The 12687-nt window shown below is 66.1% G+C and carries 14 protein-coding genes, 1 other RNA gene and 1 riboswitch; of the genes, 9 read left to right on the forward strand and 6 right to left on the reverse strand.

Annotated features, from left to right (window positions below; genetic code table 11):
- Window positions 1-66 precede the first annotated feature (66 nt).
- Complete coding sequence (locus CAER_RS0110040; RefSeq protein WP_027235233.1) at window positions 67-303, forward strand: DUF333 domain-containing protein; 237 nt, start codon at window positions 67-69, stop codon at window positions 301-303.
- 84 nt (window positions 304-387) lie between these two features.
- Here CAER_RS0110040 and CAER_RS0110045 read toward each other — a convergent pair whose 3' ends face one another.
- On the reverse strand, window positions 388-894 hold the full coding sequence (locus tag CAER_RS0110045) for a c-type cytochrome (RefSeq protein WP_027235234.1): 507 nt from the start codon (window positions 892-894) through the stop codon (window positions 388-390).
- A 118-nt stretch (window positions 895-1012) separates the two neighbouring features.
- Between CAER_RS0110045 and CAER_RS0110050 the strand changes: the two genes are divergently transcribed.
- Window positions 1013-1846 (forward strand): prephenate dehydratase, encoded by an 834-nt coding sequence (locus CAER_RS0110050; RefSeq protein ID WP_027235235.1) that lies wholly within the window; start codon window positions 1013-1015, stop codon window positions 1844-1846.
- A gap of 191 nt (window positions 1847-2037) precedes the next feature.
- Here the strand turns inward: CAER_RS0110050 and ffs are convergent.
- Together ffs and CAER_RS0110055 are read right to left on the reverse strand one after the other, a co-directional pair.
- Window positions 2038-2136: signal recognition particle sRNA small type (ffs, locus tag CAER_RS29230), an RNA gene on the reverse strand.
- A gap of 63 nt (window positions 2137-2199) precedes the next feature.
- The gene (locus CAER_RS0110055) at window positions 2200-4131 is read right to left on the reverse strand and encodes a 5'-nucleotidase C-terminal domain-containing protein (protein ID WP_245597349.1); all 1932 of its coding nucleotides are present in this window, start codon (window positions 4129-4131) and stop codon (window positions 2200-2202) included.
- A gap of 260 nt (window positions 4132-4391) precedes the next feature.
- On the opposite strand from CAER_RS0110055, the gene nudC reads away from it, so the two are divergent.
- Both nudC and CAER_RS0110065 read left to right on the forward strand, forming a co-directional pair.
- A complete protein-coding gene (gene nudC / locus CAER_RS0110060; protein WP_027235237.1) occupies window positions 4392-5378 on the forward strand; it encodes an NAD(+) diphosphatase in 987 nt (328 codons plus the stop codon).
- 57 nt (window positions 5379-5435) lie between these two features.
- A complete protein-coding gene (locus CAER_RS0110065; RefSeq protein ID WP_027235238.1) occupies window positions 5436-5903 on the forward strand; it encodes an SRPBCC family protein in 468 nt (155 codons plus the stop codon).
- A gap of 25 nt (window positions 5904-5928) precedes the next feature.
- Here the strand turns inward: CAER_RS0110065 and CAER_RS0110070 are convergent, their stop codons facing one another.
- Complete coding sequence (locus CAER_RS0110070; protein ID WP_027235239.1) at window positions 5929-6807, reverse strand: alpha/beta hydrolase family protein; 879 nt, start codon at window positions 6805-6807, stop codon at window positions 5929-5931.
- A gap of 70 nt (window positions 6808-6877) precedes the next feature.
- Here CAER_RS0110070 and CAER_RS0110075 point away from each other — a divergent pair, with 70 nt between their 5' ends.
- Entirely contained in the window at window positions 6878-7474 is a 597-nt protein-coding gene (locus CAER_RS0110075; protein WP_027235240.1) for a TetR/AcrR family transcriptional regulator, read from the forward strand.
- An 18-nt stretch (window positions 7475-7492) separates the two neighbouring features.
- Window positions 7493-7715, forward strand: a riboswitch (cobalamin riboswitch).
- 109 nt (window positions 7716-7824) lie between these two features.
- Window positions 7825-8229: a hypothetical protein gene (locus CAER_RS0110080; RefSeq protein ID WP_051357768.1), complete on the forward strand. Its 405-nt coding sequence runs from the start codon at window positions 7825-7827 to the stop codon at window positions 8227-8229.
- A gap of 65 nt (window positions 8230-8294) precedes the next feature.
- Here CAER_RS0110080 and CAER_RS0110085 read toward each other — a convergent pair whose 3' ends face one another.
- Window positions 8295-8837, reverse strand: coding sequence for a protein-tyrosine phosphatase family protein (locus CAER_RS0110085; protein WP_027235242.1), 543 nt, complete (start codon window positions 8835-8837; stop codon window positions 8295-8297).
- A 193-nt stretch (window positions 8838-9030) separates the two neighbouring features.
- Between CAER_RS0110085 and CAER_RS0110090 the strand changes: the two genes are divergently transcribed.
- Window positions 9031-10818, forward strand: coding sequence for a DNA polymerase III subunit gamma/tau (locus CAER_RS0110090; RefSeq protein ID WP_027235243.1), 1788 nt, complete (start codon window positions 9031-9033; stop codon window positions 10816-10818).
- Window positions 10819-11011: 193 nt separating this feature from the next.
- Window positions 11012-11356 carry a YbaB/EbfC family nucleoid-associated protein gene (locus tag CAER_RS0110095; RefSeq protein ID WP_027235244.1) on the forward strand — a complete coding sequence of 115 codons (345 nt, stop codon included), beginning with the start codon at window positions 11012-11014 and terminating at the stop codon, window positions 11354-11356.
- Between the two features lie 61 nt (window positions 11357-11417).
- Here CAER_RS0110095 and CAER_RS0110100 read toward each other — a convergent pair whose 3' ends face one another.
- Window positions 11418-11921, reverse strand: a complete 504-nt coding sequence (locus CAER_RS0110100) for a GNAT family N-acetyltransferase (RefSeq protein WP_027235245.1) — start codon at window positions 11919-11921, stop codon at window positions 11418-11420.
- A 135-nt stretch (window positions 11922-12056) separates the two neighbouring features.
- On the opposite strand from CAER_RS0110100, the gene recR reads away from it, so the two are divergent.
- Window positions 12057-12656 (forward strand): recombination mediator RecR, encoded by a 600-nt coding sequence (gene recR / locus CAER_RS0110105; RefSeq protein ID WP_027235246.1) that lies wholly within the window; start codon window positions 12057-12059, stop codon window positions 12654-12656.
- Window positions 12657-12687: the final 31 nt, after the last annotated feature.

Raw genomic sequence — 12687 nt, forward strand, 5'->3', positions numbered from 1 at the left:
TGCGCGCAATAAAATTGCCTGCCAGCCTCAGATCACGATTGCGTTATAAAACGAGGGAGTCTGCCGATGCTGAAGTCAATGAAATTTGCCGCTCTTGCGATTGCCGGCGCCGCCGCGCTCAGTGCCTGCGCCCAGCAGGAAGAGGAAGTGGTCTACACCAGCCCGGAAGAGGCCTTTTGCGTGCAGACCGGCGGCCAGTACGTGCTGCGCAGCGGCAAGGCCGGCACCATCGGCGTCTGCATCCTGCCCGACGGCCAGGAGCGCGATGCGCTGGCCTATTACCGGGAAAACAACCCGGCCTGAGCGGGCCCGCACCCATGAGGCCATAAAAAAGCCGCTGCACATCGCAGCGGCTTTTTCATTGGATAGCTGGGACAGCGGTCCGGATCAGTCGTCCAGGCTGTCCAGATATGCAATGAGGTTCACCCGGTCCTTCTGCTTTTTCAGGCCGGAGAACGACATGGAGGTGCCGGAGGCATAGGCCGACGGCTTGGCCAGGAAGGCGTCCAGCTCTTCCGGGGTCCAGCTGCCGGGCAGGCCGGCCAGAGCGCCGGAATAGCCAAAGTCCGGAACGGCGGCGATTTCGCGGCCGACAACACCGTACAGATACGGGCCGGTGGCGTTGGCGCCATCTGCCAGCTTGTGGCAAGCGGAGCATTTCTTGAACACCTTGGCGCCTTTGGCGGCATCAGCGGAGGCCAGCAGCTCTTCGAAGCTGACTTCCGGCTCGTCGCTGCCCGCATCCTCGGCGGTGGCAACTTCGATCACATAGGAAGCCTCACCGTGGCTGTCCATGTGATACAGTACTTCTGCGCCCCATTTGCCCAGAAGGAATACCAGGAACGCGCCGCAGACGCCTGCGGTCGCTTTGGTGAGGGTCATCGTGTCAAACATGATCGCGAGTCCATTTAGCTGTCTGCAGGGGTGTCTAAGGCTTCCCCTCCCAAGTGGCAAGGTATAGACAGCGCGACGAAACGCCCAAATGTTGAAGTTTTGCACCGGAAACACACCCATGACCCGCAAGATCGCCATTCAGGGGGAGCTGGGCTCCTACAGCCACGAGGCCTGCCGCAACGCCCGCCACGACATGGAGGTGCTGCCCTGCCGCACCTTCGAGGACGCCATTGCAGCAGTGAAAAGCGGTGAAGCCGATCAGGCGATGCTGCCGGTGGAAAACTCCACCTACGGGCGGGTGGCCGACATTCACCGGCTGCTGCCGCACAGCGGGCTGCACATCATTGATGAGGCATTTGTCCGCGTCCATATCAACGTGCTGGGGGTGCCGGGGGCGAAACTGGAAGATATCCGCGAAGCGCGATCGCATCTGGTGCTGCTGCCGCAATGCGGCACCTTCCTGCGCGAGCATAACATCACCGGCCGGGTCAGCCCTGACAACGCGCGCGCAGCGCGCGACGTGGCACAGGCCGACGACAAGCATGTGGCGGCACTGGCCAGCGAGCTGGCGGGCGAGATTTACGGGCTGGAGGTGCTGGCCCGCCATATCGAGGACAATGGCGACAACACCACCCGTTTCCTGATCATGTCGCCGGAGCCGAACTACACCCGCCGCGGCGCCCACAACATGATCACCAGCTTCGTGTTCCAGGTGCGTAACATTCCGGCGGCGCTCTACAAGGCGATGGGCGGCTTTGCCACCAATGGCATCAACATGACCAAGCTGGAAAGCTATATGGTCGACGGCTCCTTTACCGCCACTCAGTTCTATGCCGATATCGAAGGCCACCCGGATGATGCCAATGTGCAGCTGGCAATGGATGAGCTGAGCTATTTCACAACCAATGTGGAAATCCTGGGCGTCTACCCGGCAGACAACGGCCGGTTCTGAGAGCAAAACGGCGGAGGGGCTTTACCCCTCTTGGCCTCACGGCCAATTCACCCCAGGATATTTTCAGCCAGATGAAGCAGCGGAACCCGCCGCGCGGCAGCGCAGCGCCGGACCCAACGGCGGCGATGCAATCGTTGATTGCACCGAAGCGGGCGGTAGGCATCCCGTTCTGCATTTTGTGCGGGGAAATAAGGTGAGAGGCTGGACATCGACCCAAGCGGGGCTCGTTGTGGCTGCTTCCTTCCGGACCTGACCAGGTTGGCGAGGCGCTTGCCCGCGCCAACCTCTCGAATCCCGATATAAGGACCGCCGCCGGAATTGGCAAGGGCCGTGCCCGGTCTGCTTTCAAAGGCTCACAAGTGCAGTTCGATCTGCCAGAATCCGCCGCTGCTGAAGCCGCGCGGCTCTGCCAGACCGGCGGGCAGTTCGTCCAGATGCGCGGCCGCCCCAGGCCCGGTCACAGCCACCGCGCTGGTGCCGGGCATCGGCGCAAGGCGCCAGGGGTACGGCGCCTCCGCCAATGGGTCCGCTGGCAGCTGCCCGGCGATATAGTCGCGCACGGCCTGGCGGATCCGCATCGGCGCCAGCGGCAGTTCATCCGCCTCGCGCAGCATCCGGAAACTGCCGCCGCCGCTGACCCGGTAACTGTTGGCGGCAACTGCAAAGCGCTGCTCCGGCGCCACCGGCCGGCCGTCCCACCTGAGGTCCACGATCCGTTGCGCCGAGGGGTTGATGCACTCTCCGGTGGCGGAATAGCGCGGCGGCTGCGACAGGCAGATCTGATAGGTCAGCCCGAAGATCACATCAAAATGATGCCCCGCCCGCTGCGGATCGGCCAGCAATGTGCCGCGGCTGCCGGGCGCGATGCGGTTGAACAGCCCCGCCGACATTTCCAGCCACTCCTGCAGCTGCGTGCCGGTGACCGCGACCACCCGCAGCTCATTGGGAAAGACCTGCAGATCGGCGATATTGCGGGCGCACAGCTCCCCGGCCGCAATGTCGGTATAGAAATGCGGACCGGATCGGCCGCCGAATTTGCACGGAGCCGCGGCAGACAGCAGCGGCAGGCCTTGCGCCGCGGTGCCTTGCAACAGCGGCCGCACCGCTGCCGCCTGGGCGCCGGCAACCAGCGCGAGGCCGCGGTCAGGCGCGAAAAAGGTGAAATAGGAATGCATTGCCACCGGGCTGTAGCCCGCAGGCTGCCGCATCCGCTCCAGGGTGCGGGCATGATCCGCCGCCAGCGCCCGGGTGAACCCGGCCGCCTCCTCCGCCAGCGGCACGGATGCGCCGGTATCGCCGTGCTGCGCCACCGGCTGCAGGCTGGCGGTGCCGCCAGCGGGCTGCCAGCCTGCAGCGCTATGCTCCAGCTCCAGGCTGATCACGCCCAGATGCGATCCATGCGCGCCCGGCATCACCACCGGCTTGGCAAAGGGATGACCCGGGTGCGGCAGCGTCAGATGGGTATGCCCCCCCACCACCGCGTCAATTTCAGGCAGTGCCGCCAGCTGCTCAAGCGCGTTCTCGCTGCGGTCCGCCCCGGTTCTGGCAGCAACCCCGGTGTGGGCCAGTGCCAGCACCACATCGCAGCCCTGCTCCTTCAACCGGCGGGACTGGGCCTCCGCGGTTTCCACGATACCCGCCGCGGCCAGCTGATCCTCCAGCGCCTTGCCGCACCAGATCAGCGTCTGCGGCGGCAGTACCGACAGCAGGCCTATCCGGACCGGCGGCAAGCCGGGACAGCCCGGGATCTGCCGCTCCAGCACCGCCGTCTGCGTGAACGGCAGGTCAATCCCCGGTTTCGCAGCAGTCAGGTTGGAGCACAAAACCGGGCACCGCACGTCTCCGAGCACCTCCGACAGCGCCTCCACTCCGAAATCGAAATCGTGATTTCCCAGGCCGACCGCATCATATTCCAGCACCTGAAAGGCACGCGCCAGAGGATGCGGCCCATTGGAACCGGGCACAATATCGCCCAGTGGCGACCCCTGCAGGCCATCGCCATTGTCGACCAGAATACAGGCCGCGCCCTGCTCAGCCGCGTCAGCACGCGCCCGGGCGATCAGGCTGGCCACCCGCGACAGGCCAATGGCCGGGTCCGGACGGTCGGCATAGTAGTCGTGGCTCAGCAGGTTGCAGTGCAGGTCCGTGGTCGCCAGCACGTGCAGCACCCCAGCGGGCCGGGCCTCCGGAGCCCCTGCCCCGCCTGTCATGTCCGAATCTCTGCTGACACCGCCTGCCCGCCGCTCTTTCCGCACCATTCGGTGCCATTCTTGATTGTCGGCCATTTGAATCAGCGTTCTAAGGATTTGCAATAACTCCTTTAAGCGGCCTGTTAACTTTTTCGCGCCACCCCCTGCCCTGCGGCACAGTTGCCTCATGGTTTGCAGGCAAAAGCCCCCGCGGCGGCCGGGAAGGTGTGGCGGCGCAGCGACAGGCAAGCGCAGATCGCAGCGGAATGCTGGCACCGCCTGCGTCACACTGTCATGGATTGCATCATTTCATCCGGCAGCCGCGGCAGCCTGCCGCCAGTCAAAGGAGAGCCGCCATGAAACGCGCAGAACAGGTGACTTTCGGCGGCGGCGGTGGACTCGACCGTGCCGCGCATCTGCGCACCGACCCGGCAGCGCTGGACGCCGCCTGGAACAGCCCGCAGTCCCAGGTGCTGCTGATGTGGCGCGGCAAACCGCTGACCCGGCGCGCAGAAGACGCCGGCCTGCCCTGCGGCCTGGCCTGGACCGCGGCTCACCATCCGCTGGCCGCCGGCCGCCGGGACACGGCGCTGTTCCTTGGCCTCACGCCTGACGGCACCCCCTGCTTTACCTGCGACATCAGCGGCTGGAAGCCAGAAGGCCTGGATAAGGACGCGCTCAACAGCTTTGCCGATGCCAGCGAACAGCAGCACCCGGATCTGCCGGACACCCATGTGTTTGCCGAGCTGCGCCGGGTGATGACCCGCCTGACACCGCTGGAGGCCGAGCTGGCCTCCACCGCCAAGGCAATGCTGGCCTGGCACCGCAGCCACCGGTTCTGCGCCTGCTGCGGTGCGCCCAGCGATGTGGCGCAGGCGGGCTGGCAACGGGTGTGCCCGGCCTGCAAGGCGCCGCATTTCCCGCGCACCGACCCGGTTGTGATTATGCTGATCACCCATGGGGATTCCGTGCTGATGGGCCGCTCCCCCGGCTGGCCCGAAGGGATGTATTCGCTGCTCGCGGGCTTTGTCGAACCCGGCGAGACACTGGAGGCCGCGGTGCGCCGCGAGGTACTGGAGGAAACAGGCGTCAGGGTCGGCCGCGTCAGCTACCTTTCCTCGCAGCCCTGGGCCTTTCCAATGTCGCTGATGTTCGGCTGCGCCGGCGAAGCGCTGAGCCGTGAAATCACCATCGACCCGTCAGAGATCGAAGACGCGCTGTGGGTCAGCCGCCAGGAGATGATGACAGTCTTTGCGGGCGATCACCCGGTGCTGAAGCCCGCTCGGGAGGGGGCAATTGCCCATTTCCTGCTGAAGAACTGGCTTGCGGACACGCTGAATTAACGCGCATATTGGCGCAAAACGACCCGAAATCAGGCGGCGCAGCTGAGGCAGGCAGATATGAAGTTTCAAAGCAACGAAGACATCGAAGCCCCGATTGCAGAGGTTTTCGGCGCAATCTCCGATTTTGAACTGCTGGAACGCTCTGCCCTGCGCCGCGGCGTCGAGCTGCAGCGCACCGGCGACCTCGCCCAACCCGAAAACGGTTTGGCCTGGGATCTGAACTTCGACTTTCGCGGCAAGCCGCGCGACATCCGGCTGACGCTGGCTTCCTATACGCCGGTTACCGGGCTGGCTCTGACTGGCAGCGGCAGCGGCATTGATGGGCGGATGGAAATCGAGCTGCTGGCGCTTTCACCGCAGCGGACGCGGATGTCGGTGCAGCTGAAGCTGTCGCCCAGCAACCTGACCGGCCGCCTGCTGGTGCAATCCCTGAAACTCGCGCGCAGCAACCTGACGCGCCGGTTCAAGCTGCGGCTGGCCGAATTTGCCAAGCTCACCGAAGACCGGCTGAACCGCAGCGCCTGAACCGCCGCCCGGCGCCAGAACCGGGTCAGCCCTGCGGCAGCAGCCGCGGCCACAGCGCGGCATTTTCCCGGGCAAACGCCCCAAGGTGGCCAATTGCCTTCAGCCCCAGTTCCCGCGGAGCCAGCACTGTCCGGTGCTGCGCAGCACCGCCAAATACCTCACCCAGCCGCCACACGGCCGGCGGCGGCACAACATCATCATCGGCCACCGCAAACAGGTCGACCGGGATGCCGGTCTCTTTCCAGCGCGGCAGCGGCAGGCCCCGCCCCGTTTCCGGCAGGTAGCTGCCCCGCGTGGTGCACCAGCGCCGCCATTGCCAATAGACTCCCGCCGGCAAGTCGGCCCCGAACCCCACCGCACGCCCGGGCAGATAGCCCAGAACACGGGCCGCTAGCGGCACATGGCCGAACCAGAAAGCCAGCGCCAGCGCGCGGTAGGGCCAGGGATGATCGTGGTGATGCACCAAGCCGCCCGCAACCACGATCATGCGGGCGACGTCCTCAAGATCGTCCTGCAGGGGCATCAGCATCGCTCCCAGCGAATGGCCGATCACCCACAACGGCACGCCCGCATAGTGCCGCCGCATTTCGGCCCGGGCGGCGGGCTGATCCGCCAGCGCCCAATCGGCCATAGTGACAGTGGACCGGCGCGGATGTCCCCGCGCCGAGTCTCCGAAATCCGTGTAGTCATAGGTCAGGCAGGCGATCTGCTGCTCTGCCGCCAGCCAGCGCGCGAAATGCCGGTAAAACCGCTGCGGCACCCCGGTTGCGCCGTTCAGCACCACCGCCGCCCGCGCCGCCCCGTCCGGGCGGTACAGCCGGCCCGACAGCAACGCATCCCCGGACGCAAAGCGCAGCTCTTCCTCCCGGATACCGGCGGTATGTTCTGCGTGTCTGTCCAGCATGGCAGCCTCCTAGACCAATTGGTCCACTTCCTGACTGGACCAATTGGTCTAATACTGTCAAGCTACCGCCATGACTGACGTGACGACAGCCAGCCCGCCCCCCGGCAGCCCGGCCCCGACCCGGGAGCGGCTGATCCGCGCCGCCGCCAGCCTGTTCCGCGAAAAGGGCTACGCCGGCACCGGCCTGGCAGAGCTTCTGGCCGCTGCCGAAGCGCCGAAGGGATCGCTCTACCACCATTTCCCCAACGGCAAGTCCGACCTTGCGCTGGCGGCGGCCACATGGGCCTCGGACCAGATGCTAGCGCTGATCGACGCGGCCTTCGGCCCCGCCCCCAGCTTTCCGGCCGGGGCCAAGACGGTCTGCTACAAGCTGGCAAAACTCTTCGACAAGCAAGGCAGATGGAGCGGCTGCCCGGTCTCTGCGACCTTGTTCGCCGGGCCGGAAAACGACGCCTTCCGCCAGCACGCCGCGGACCTGTTCGAAAGCTGGATCGCCGCCACCGCCCGCCAAGCCCACCGCCTGGGCCTGCCCCGGGCTGAGGCCCGCGCAGCCGCAGAGAACTTCTATATCCTGCTGCAGGGCGGCTGGCAGCTGGCCCGGGTACGGCGCGACTCTGACGTGATCCGCGGCCTGCACACACAGATGCAGATGCAGAAAAACGATTGACGACTCGGCAGGCGAACCGCTACCGCTTGTGGTGATGGTTCCCGCGCCACAGAATCTTGTGTCCGGGATGAAAAGGGAACACGGTGCGGCCCCGCCCCAGGCAAGGCCAACTCCGCGACTGCCCCCGCAACTGTAAGCGGCGAGCGACCCCGATAGAGCCACTGGTCTGATACGAGGCCGGGAAGGATCGGGAAAGCTGCGACCCGCAAGTCAGGAGACCTGCCATCAAACGTGTAACTCGAACCCGGGCGGGGTGTCCGGACAGGGTCTGATGGCACCGCGGGTCTCCCGCATTTTCATCCGGTCTCTTGTCCCCAGAACTCCCCGCACCACGCGCGGAGGGCGCAGATATGATGTGGACGGACACAACGCATTTCTATGCGGCAACGGATTGCAAATACCTCGGGAAACCCTGCCCGGCGGCAGAGCGGATGATCGCCAAGCTGGCCGAGGCGATGACCAAGGCCAAGCCGCTGACCCAGGACGACTTTGAGATCACCGGCACCACCGCGCTGGACGGCTGCCCGCGCAACTGCCCGGCGCAGTTCGTGGCCAGCCACGACCGGATCCGGCTGTTCTGCGGTGTGGGTGAGGACGCCCCGCGCGAAGGCCTGGACCGGTTCGCCGATGCAATCCTCAGCCGCGACGGCACCGGCTTTGCCGCCTCCCGCCTGGACGCCCGCCCCTGCGCGCTGATGGAGGCGCTGCCGAAGTCGGCGGAGGCGCGGCAGGCGGAACAGATGATGGCGCTGTGAGCAAGTATTTATCCGGGCTCTGAGGGCTGCGCCCGGCCTATCGGCCGGGCGAAAGGTTACTCGATCTAACCTGCCACCTGTCCCGCGCAGGCCCAGTCCATCTGCGCTTCGGTCTCCACCGCGCAGGGCCGCACTGACCGCAGCCGCGCCAGCGCCTGCACCGGATCCTCGCCGCATTCGATCATCAGCCGCAGCACCGCCATGCCGGAGCGCCCGCAGCCGCCGCGGCAATGCACCAGCACCCGGCCGCCGCCGCCCAGCGCCTGCCGCGCCGACCGGCTGGCCGCCGGCCACTTCGCCGCCACCGCCGGCGGCGGCGTGCCGAAATCCGGAACCGGCAGATGCAGCCAGCGGCTCGCCATGCTTTGAATATCAATTCCCAGCCGCGGCGCCCCGGCGGCAACGTGCTCAGCCTCGGTGGTCATCGAAAGCACCAGCCCCGGTTTCCACTGATAGATCTGGATCAGGTCGCCCCGGTAGTCGCCTTCGGCGCCCGGCAGCCGGCACAGCGCCAGAATGCCGCCGCCCGCAGACAGCGCGTGGATGGTCAGCCCCGCTTGCGCCGCCTCGTCCGGCGCTGCTGGCTCAGAGGTTTCTTCAGATCGCATACCGCCTCCTTAGCCGCTGCGCTCCTGCGTTCCCCCGCGTTGCCCCGCCCTTGCAGCCTAACCGTTAACCACGCAATGCCAAAGCCCTTTTGCTGCTCCGCATTGCCCCCTTCTGCGGTGGACGAACGGGCTGCGCTTCAATACCCTGCGCGCAACGCGGGCGCCCCGCAAACCGAATCCGGCACGAGACATCATGAACGATACCCCCAGCGACACCGGCCAATCCCAATACCAGGTTCTGGCCCGCAAATACCGGCCCGAGACCTTTGCCGACCTGGTGGGCCAGGACGCGATGGTACGGACGCTGAAAAACGCCTTTGCCGCCGACCGCATCGCTCAGGCCTTCATCATGACCGGCATCCGCGGCACCGGCAAAACCACGACCGCGCGGATCATTGCCAAGGGCATGAACTGCGTCGGCGAACACGGCAATGGCGGCCCGACCACCGATCCCTGCGGTAAATGCGAGCATTGCGTGGCGATCATGGAAGGCCGCCATGTCGACGTGATGGAGATGGACGCGGCGTCCCGCACCGGCGTGAACGACATCCGCGAAATCATCGACTCGGTGCAGTACCGCGCGGCCTCCGCCCGCTACAAGATCTATATCATCGACGAAGTTCACATGCTGTCGACCTCCGCCTTCAACGCGCTGCTGAAGACGCTGGAGGAGCCGCCCGCGCATGTGAAATTCATCTTCGCCACCACTGAAATCCGCAAGGTGCCGGTGACGGTGCTGTCGCGCTGCCAGCGGTTCGACCTGCGCCGGATCGAGCCGGAGGTGATGATCTCCCTCTTGCGCAAGATCGCCACCGCCGAGGGCGCCGAAATTGCCGAGGACGCGCTGGCGCTCATTACCCGCGCCGCCGAGGGCTCCGCCCGCGATGCCACCTCGCTGCTGGATCAGGCGATTTCCCACGGCGCGGGCGAAACCACCGCCGATCAGGTCCGCGCCATGCTGGGCCTTGCCGACCGCGGCCGGGTGCTGGACCTGATGGACATGATCCTGCGCGGCGACGCGGCAGCGGCTCTGACAGAACTTTCAGGCCAGTATGCAGAGGGCGCCGACCCGCTGGCAGTGCTGCGCGATCTGGCCGAGATCACCCATTGGGTCTCGGTGGTGAAGATCACTCCGGACGCCGCCGAAGACCCCACCGTCAGCCCGGACGAGCGCGCCCGCGGCCAGCAAATGGCCGAGAACCTGCCGATGCGCGTCCTCACCCGGATGTGGCAGATGCTGCTCAAGGCGCTGGAGGAAGTCGCCGCCGCCCCCAACGCCATGATGGCGGCCGAGATGGCGGTGATCCGCATCACCCATGTGGCCGACCTCCCCTCACCCGAGGAACTGATCCGCAAGCTGCAGGACACCCCGCCCCCGCCGCCCCCCGGTCCCGGCGGCGGTGTGCCGATGCAGGGCATGGGCGCCCCGGCACTTGGCGGCAACGGACCCGCCAGTCCCCAAGGCGGTCCGGCCGGCGGCGCACCCGTGGCCCATGGCGGCAGCGGCACCATGATGGCGCTGGCACCGCAAGTCAGCTCCGCGCTGGCCCGCTATCCCACCTTCGAACATGTCGTCGAGCTGATCCGCACCAACCGCGATGTGAAACTGCTGGTCGAGGTCGAAGGCGGCGTGCGACTGGTCTCCTACCAGCCGGGCCGGATCGAATTCACCCCGGCGGCCCAAGCGCCCAAGGATCTCGCCGCCCGGCTCGGCTCAGCGCTGCAGAACTGGACCGGCGCCCGCTGGGTGGTCTCCATTGCCCCTGACGGCGATGCGCCCACCATTGCCGAGGTCCGCGACGCCGCAGAAAACGCCCTGCGTGAGAAAGCCACTGCGCACCCGCTGGTGCAGGCCGTGCTGGAGAGCTTTCCCAAGGCCAAGATCAAGCGCATCCGCACGCCTGAGGAACTGACCGCAGAGGTCGCCGCCGAAGCCCTGCCCGAGGTGGAGGACGAATGGGACCCGTTCGAGGACGGGTGATGCAAAAAATCCAGGGCAGCGCCTAACCTCAGGCGGGCGCACTAGCGCCGTATCAGCGGGAAGGCCGGGCGCTGCCTGGCCTGTCGACCGGGCGGTAGAGCGCTAAACTGTTCCGCGCAGATGATCCTGCCCCTTGTTTCGCGCCCCCGCGCCCCGTATCTGTCCCCCAAACCGGAATCTTAGGAGAAGACAGATGCTCAAAGGCCTCGGCGGTCTTGGCGACATGGCCAAGATGATGAAATCGGCACAGGAACTGCAGGGCAAGATGGCCCAGATGCAGGAAGACCTGCACAATGTCATGGTCACCGGCGAAGCAGGCGCAGGCCTGGTCAAGGCCACTGCATCCGCCAAGGGCGACCTCAAGGCACTGGACATTGACCCGTCGATCTTCAACGGCGACGACAAGGAAGTGGTCGAGGACCTGATCCTGGCCGCCATCAAGGATGCTCAGGCCAAAGCGGCTGAAAAGGCGCAGGAAGAGATGACCAAGCTGACCGAAAGCATGGGCCTGCCCAAGGACATCAAGCTGCCGTTCTAAGCGGCACTCATTTCCCTATGCAAAGGCGGCCCGACTGGAGCCGCCTTTTCTTTTGCCCGCCTCAGCCCGTCTCCAGCCGGAACTTCAGGAAGCGCCGGCCTTCGTACTGCACCTCCCCGGTCTGTACCGCCCCCAGCCGTGCCAGCGGGCGCAGGTGGCGGCGTGTTGGCGGCAGCAGGAAGGTAACATAGGGGATGCGCGCATCCGCGCGGGCAAATTCCAGCGCCTTGCGGGCAATGGCAGGGCCAAGGCCAAAGCAGTCCGCCCGCAGTACCAGCCCGAAATCCCACTCTTCCCCCTCTTTCTGGAAGCCGCCCCAGCCGAGATACGTATCCCCGCGCAGGAAGGCCCAGTGGCCCAGCCCGTCGCGCTGCCAGCAGGCTTCCTTGGCGGCGACGAATTCCCTGGCAGCGGCCTCATCCCAGCTCCCAGTCAGCAAGGGCATATGGTCCGCCATCCGCGGGTCGGACATATGGCGGGCAAGCTCCTGCGGCGGCACCTCCGTCAGCCGGGCAAAGCGAAGCGGCCCGGTGCCGTTTTCCGTATGCGCTGCGGCACCTCCCATTGTGATCCCTCCTCCGGCCATGCCAAGCCTTACCCCCGGACGGCAGTAAAACAAACCCCGAACATTTTACCGGCCGGCCCTTGCGCTCCCCAGCCCCGGGTGGCCTATATGGCAAGGAACCAAAGGGCCTGCGGCATGATCAAGAATTCCACCAGCGACATCGAAGACCTGATTGCCCTGATGGCCAAGCTGCCGGGTCTGGGGCCGCGGTCTGCCCGCCGCGCCGTGCTGCATCTGATCCGCAAGCGGGCGCTGTTGCTGACACCCTTGGCCGATGTGATGAGCGAGGTGGCTGCCACCGCGCGGGAATGTCTCAACTGCGGCAATGTCGGCACCAGCGAGATCTGCCCGATTTGCACAGACGACAGACGTGCCACCGGCGAACTCTGCGTGGTCGAGGATGTGGCCGACCTCTGGGCGATGGAGCGGGCAGCCGTGTTCAAAGGCCGCTACCATGTGCTGGGCGGCACCCTTTCAGCGCTGGATGCGGTGGGTCCGGAAGATCTGCGCATCCCGCGGCTGGCGGACCGGGTCGCCACCGAAAACATCAGCGAAGTGATCCTGGCGCTGAATGCCACCATCGACGGCCAGACCACCGCCCATTACATCGCCGACCAGCTGCAGGGGCAGGTGAAACTGACCTCCCTGGCCCAAGGCGTGCCGATCGGCGGCGAGCTCGATTACCTCGACGACGGCACCATCTCTGCCGCCCTTAGCGCGCGCAAGGAAATCTGACGGCGCCGCCGGGCGAAAAGTTCTTCAAAGA

Origin of the sequence: Leisingera caerulea DSM 24564 (assembly GCF_000473325.1) — a bacterium.
In the GTDB taxonomy this organism is placed as follows: domain Bacteria; phylum Pseudomonadota; class Alphaproteobacteria; order Rhodobacterales; family Rhodobacteraceae; genus Leisingera; species Leisingera caerulea.

Excerpts from the sequence above, each read along its gene's own strand:
- CAER_RS0110040 (WP_027235233.1), top strand. The coding sequence starts at position 67 with ATGCTGAAGTCAATGAAATTTGCCGCTCTTGCGATTGCCGGCGCCGCC.
- CAER_RS0110045 (WP_027235234.1), bottom strand. The coding sequence starts at position 894 with ATGTTTGACACGATGACCCTCACCAAAGCGACCGCAGGCGTCTGCGGC.
- CAER_RS0110050 (WP_027235235.1), top strand. The coding sequence starts at position 1,013 with ATGACCCGCAAGATCGCCATTCAGGGGGAGCTGGGCTCCTACAGCCAC.
- CAER_RS0110055 (WP_245597349.1), bottom strand. The coding sequence starts at position 4,131 with ATGGCCGACAATCAAGAATGGCACCGAATGGTGCGGAAAGAGCGGCGG.
- nudC (WP_027235237.1), top strand. The coding sequence starts at position 4,392 with ATGAAACGCGCAGAACAGGTGACTTTCGGCGGCGGCGGTGGACTCGAC.
- CAER_RS0110065 (WP_027235238.1), top strand. The coding sequence starts at position 5,436 with ATGAAGTTTCAAAGCAACGAAGACATCGAAGCCCCGATTGCAGAGGTT.
- CAER_RS0110070 (WP_027235239.1), bottom strand. The coding sequence starts at position 6,807 with ATGCTGGACAGACACGCAGAACATACCGCCGGTATCCGGGAGGAAGAG.
- CAER_RS0110075 (WP_027235240.1), top strand. The coding sequence starts at position 6,878 with ATGACTGACGTGACGACAGCCAGCCCGCCCCCCGGCAGCCCGGCCCCG.
- CAER_RS0110080 (WP_051357768.1), top strand. The coding sequence starts at position 7,825 with ATGATGTGGACGGACACAACGCATTTCTATGCGGCAACGGATTGCAAA.
- CAER_RS0110085 (WP_027235242.1), bottom strand. The coding sequence starts at position 8,837 with ATGCGATCTGAAGAAACCTCTGAGCCAGCAGCGCCGGACGAGGCGGCG.
- CAER_RS0110090 (WP_027235243.1), top strand. The coding sequence starts at position 9,031 with ATGAACGATACCCCCAGCGACACCGGCCAATCCCAATACCAGGTTCTG.
- CAER_RS0110095 (WP_027235244.1), top strand. The coding sequence starts at position 11,012 with ATGCTCAAAGGCCTCGGCGGTCTTGGCGACATGGCCAAGATGATGAAA.
- CAER_RS0110100 (WP_027235245.1), bottom strand. The coding sequence starts at position 11,921 with ATGGGAGGTGCCGCAGCGCATACGGAAAACGGCACCGGGCCGCTTCGC.
- recR (WP_027235246.1), top strand. The coding sequence starts at position 12,057 with ATGATCAAGAATTCCACCAGCGACATCGAAGACCTGATTGCCCTGATG.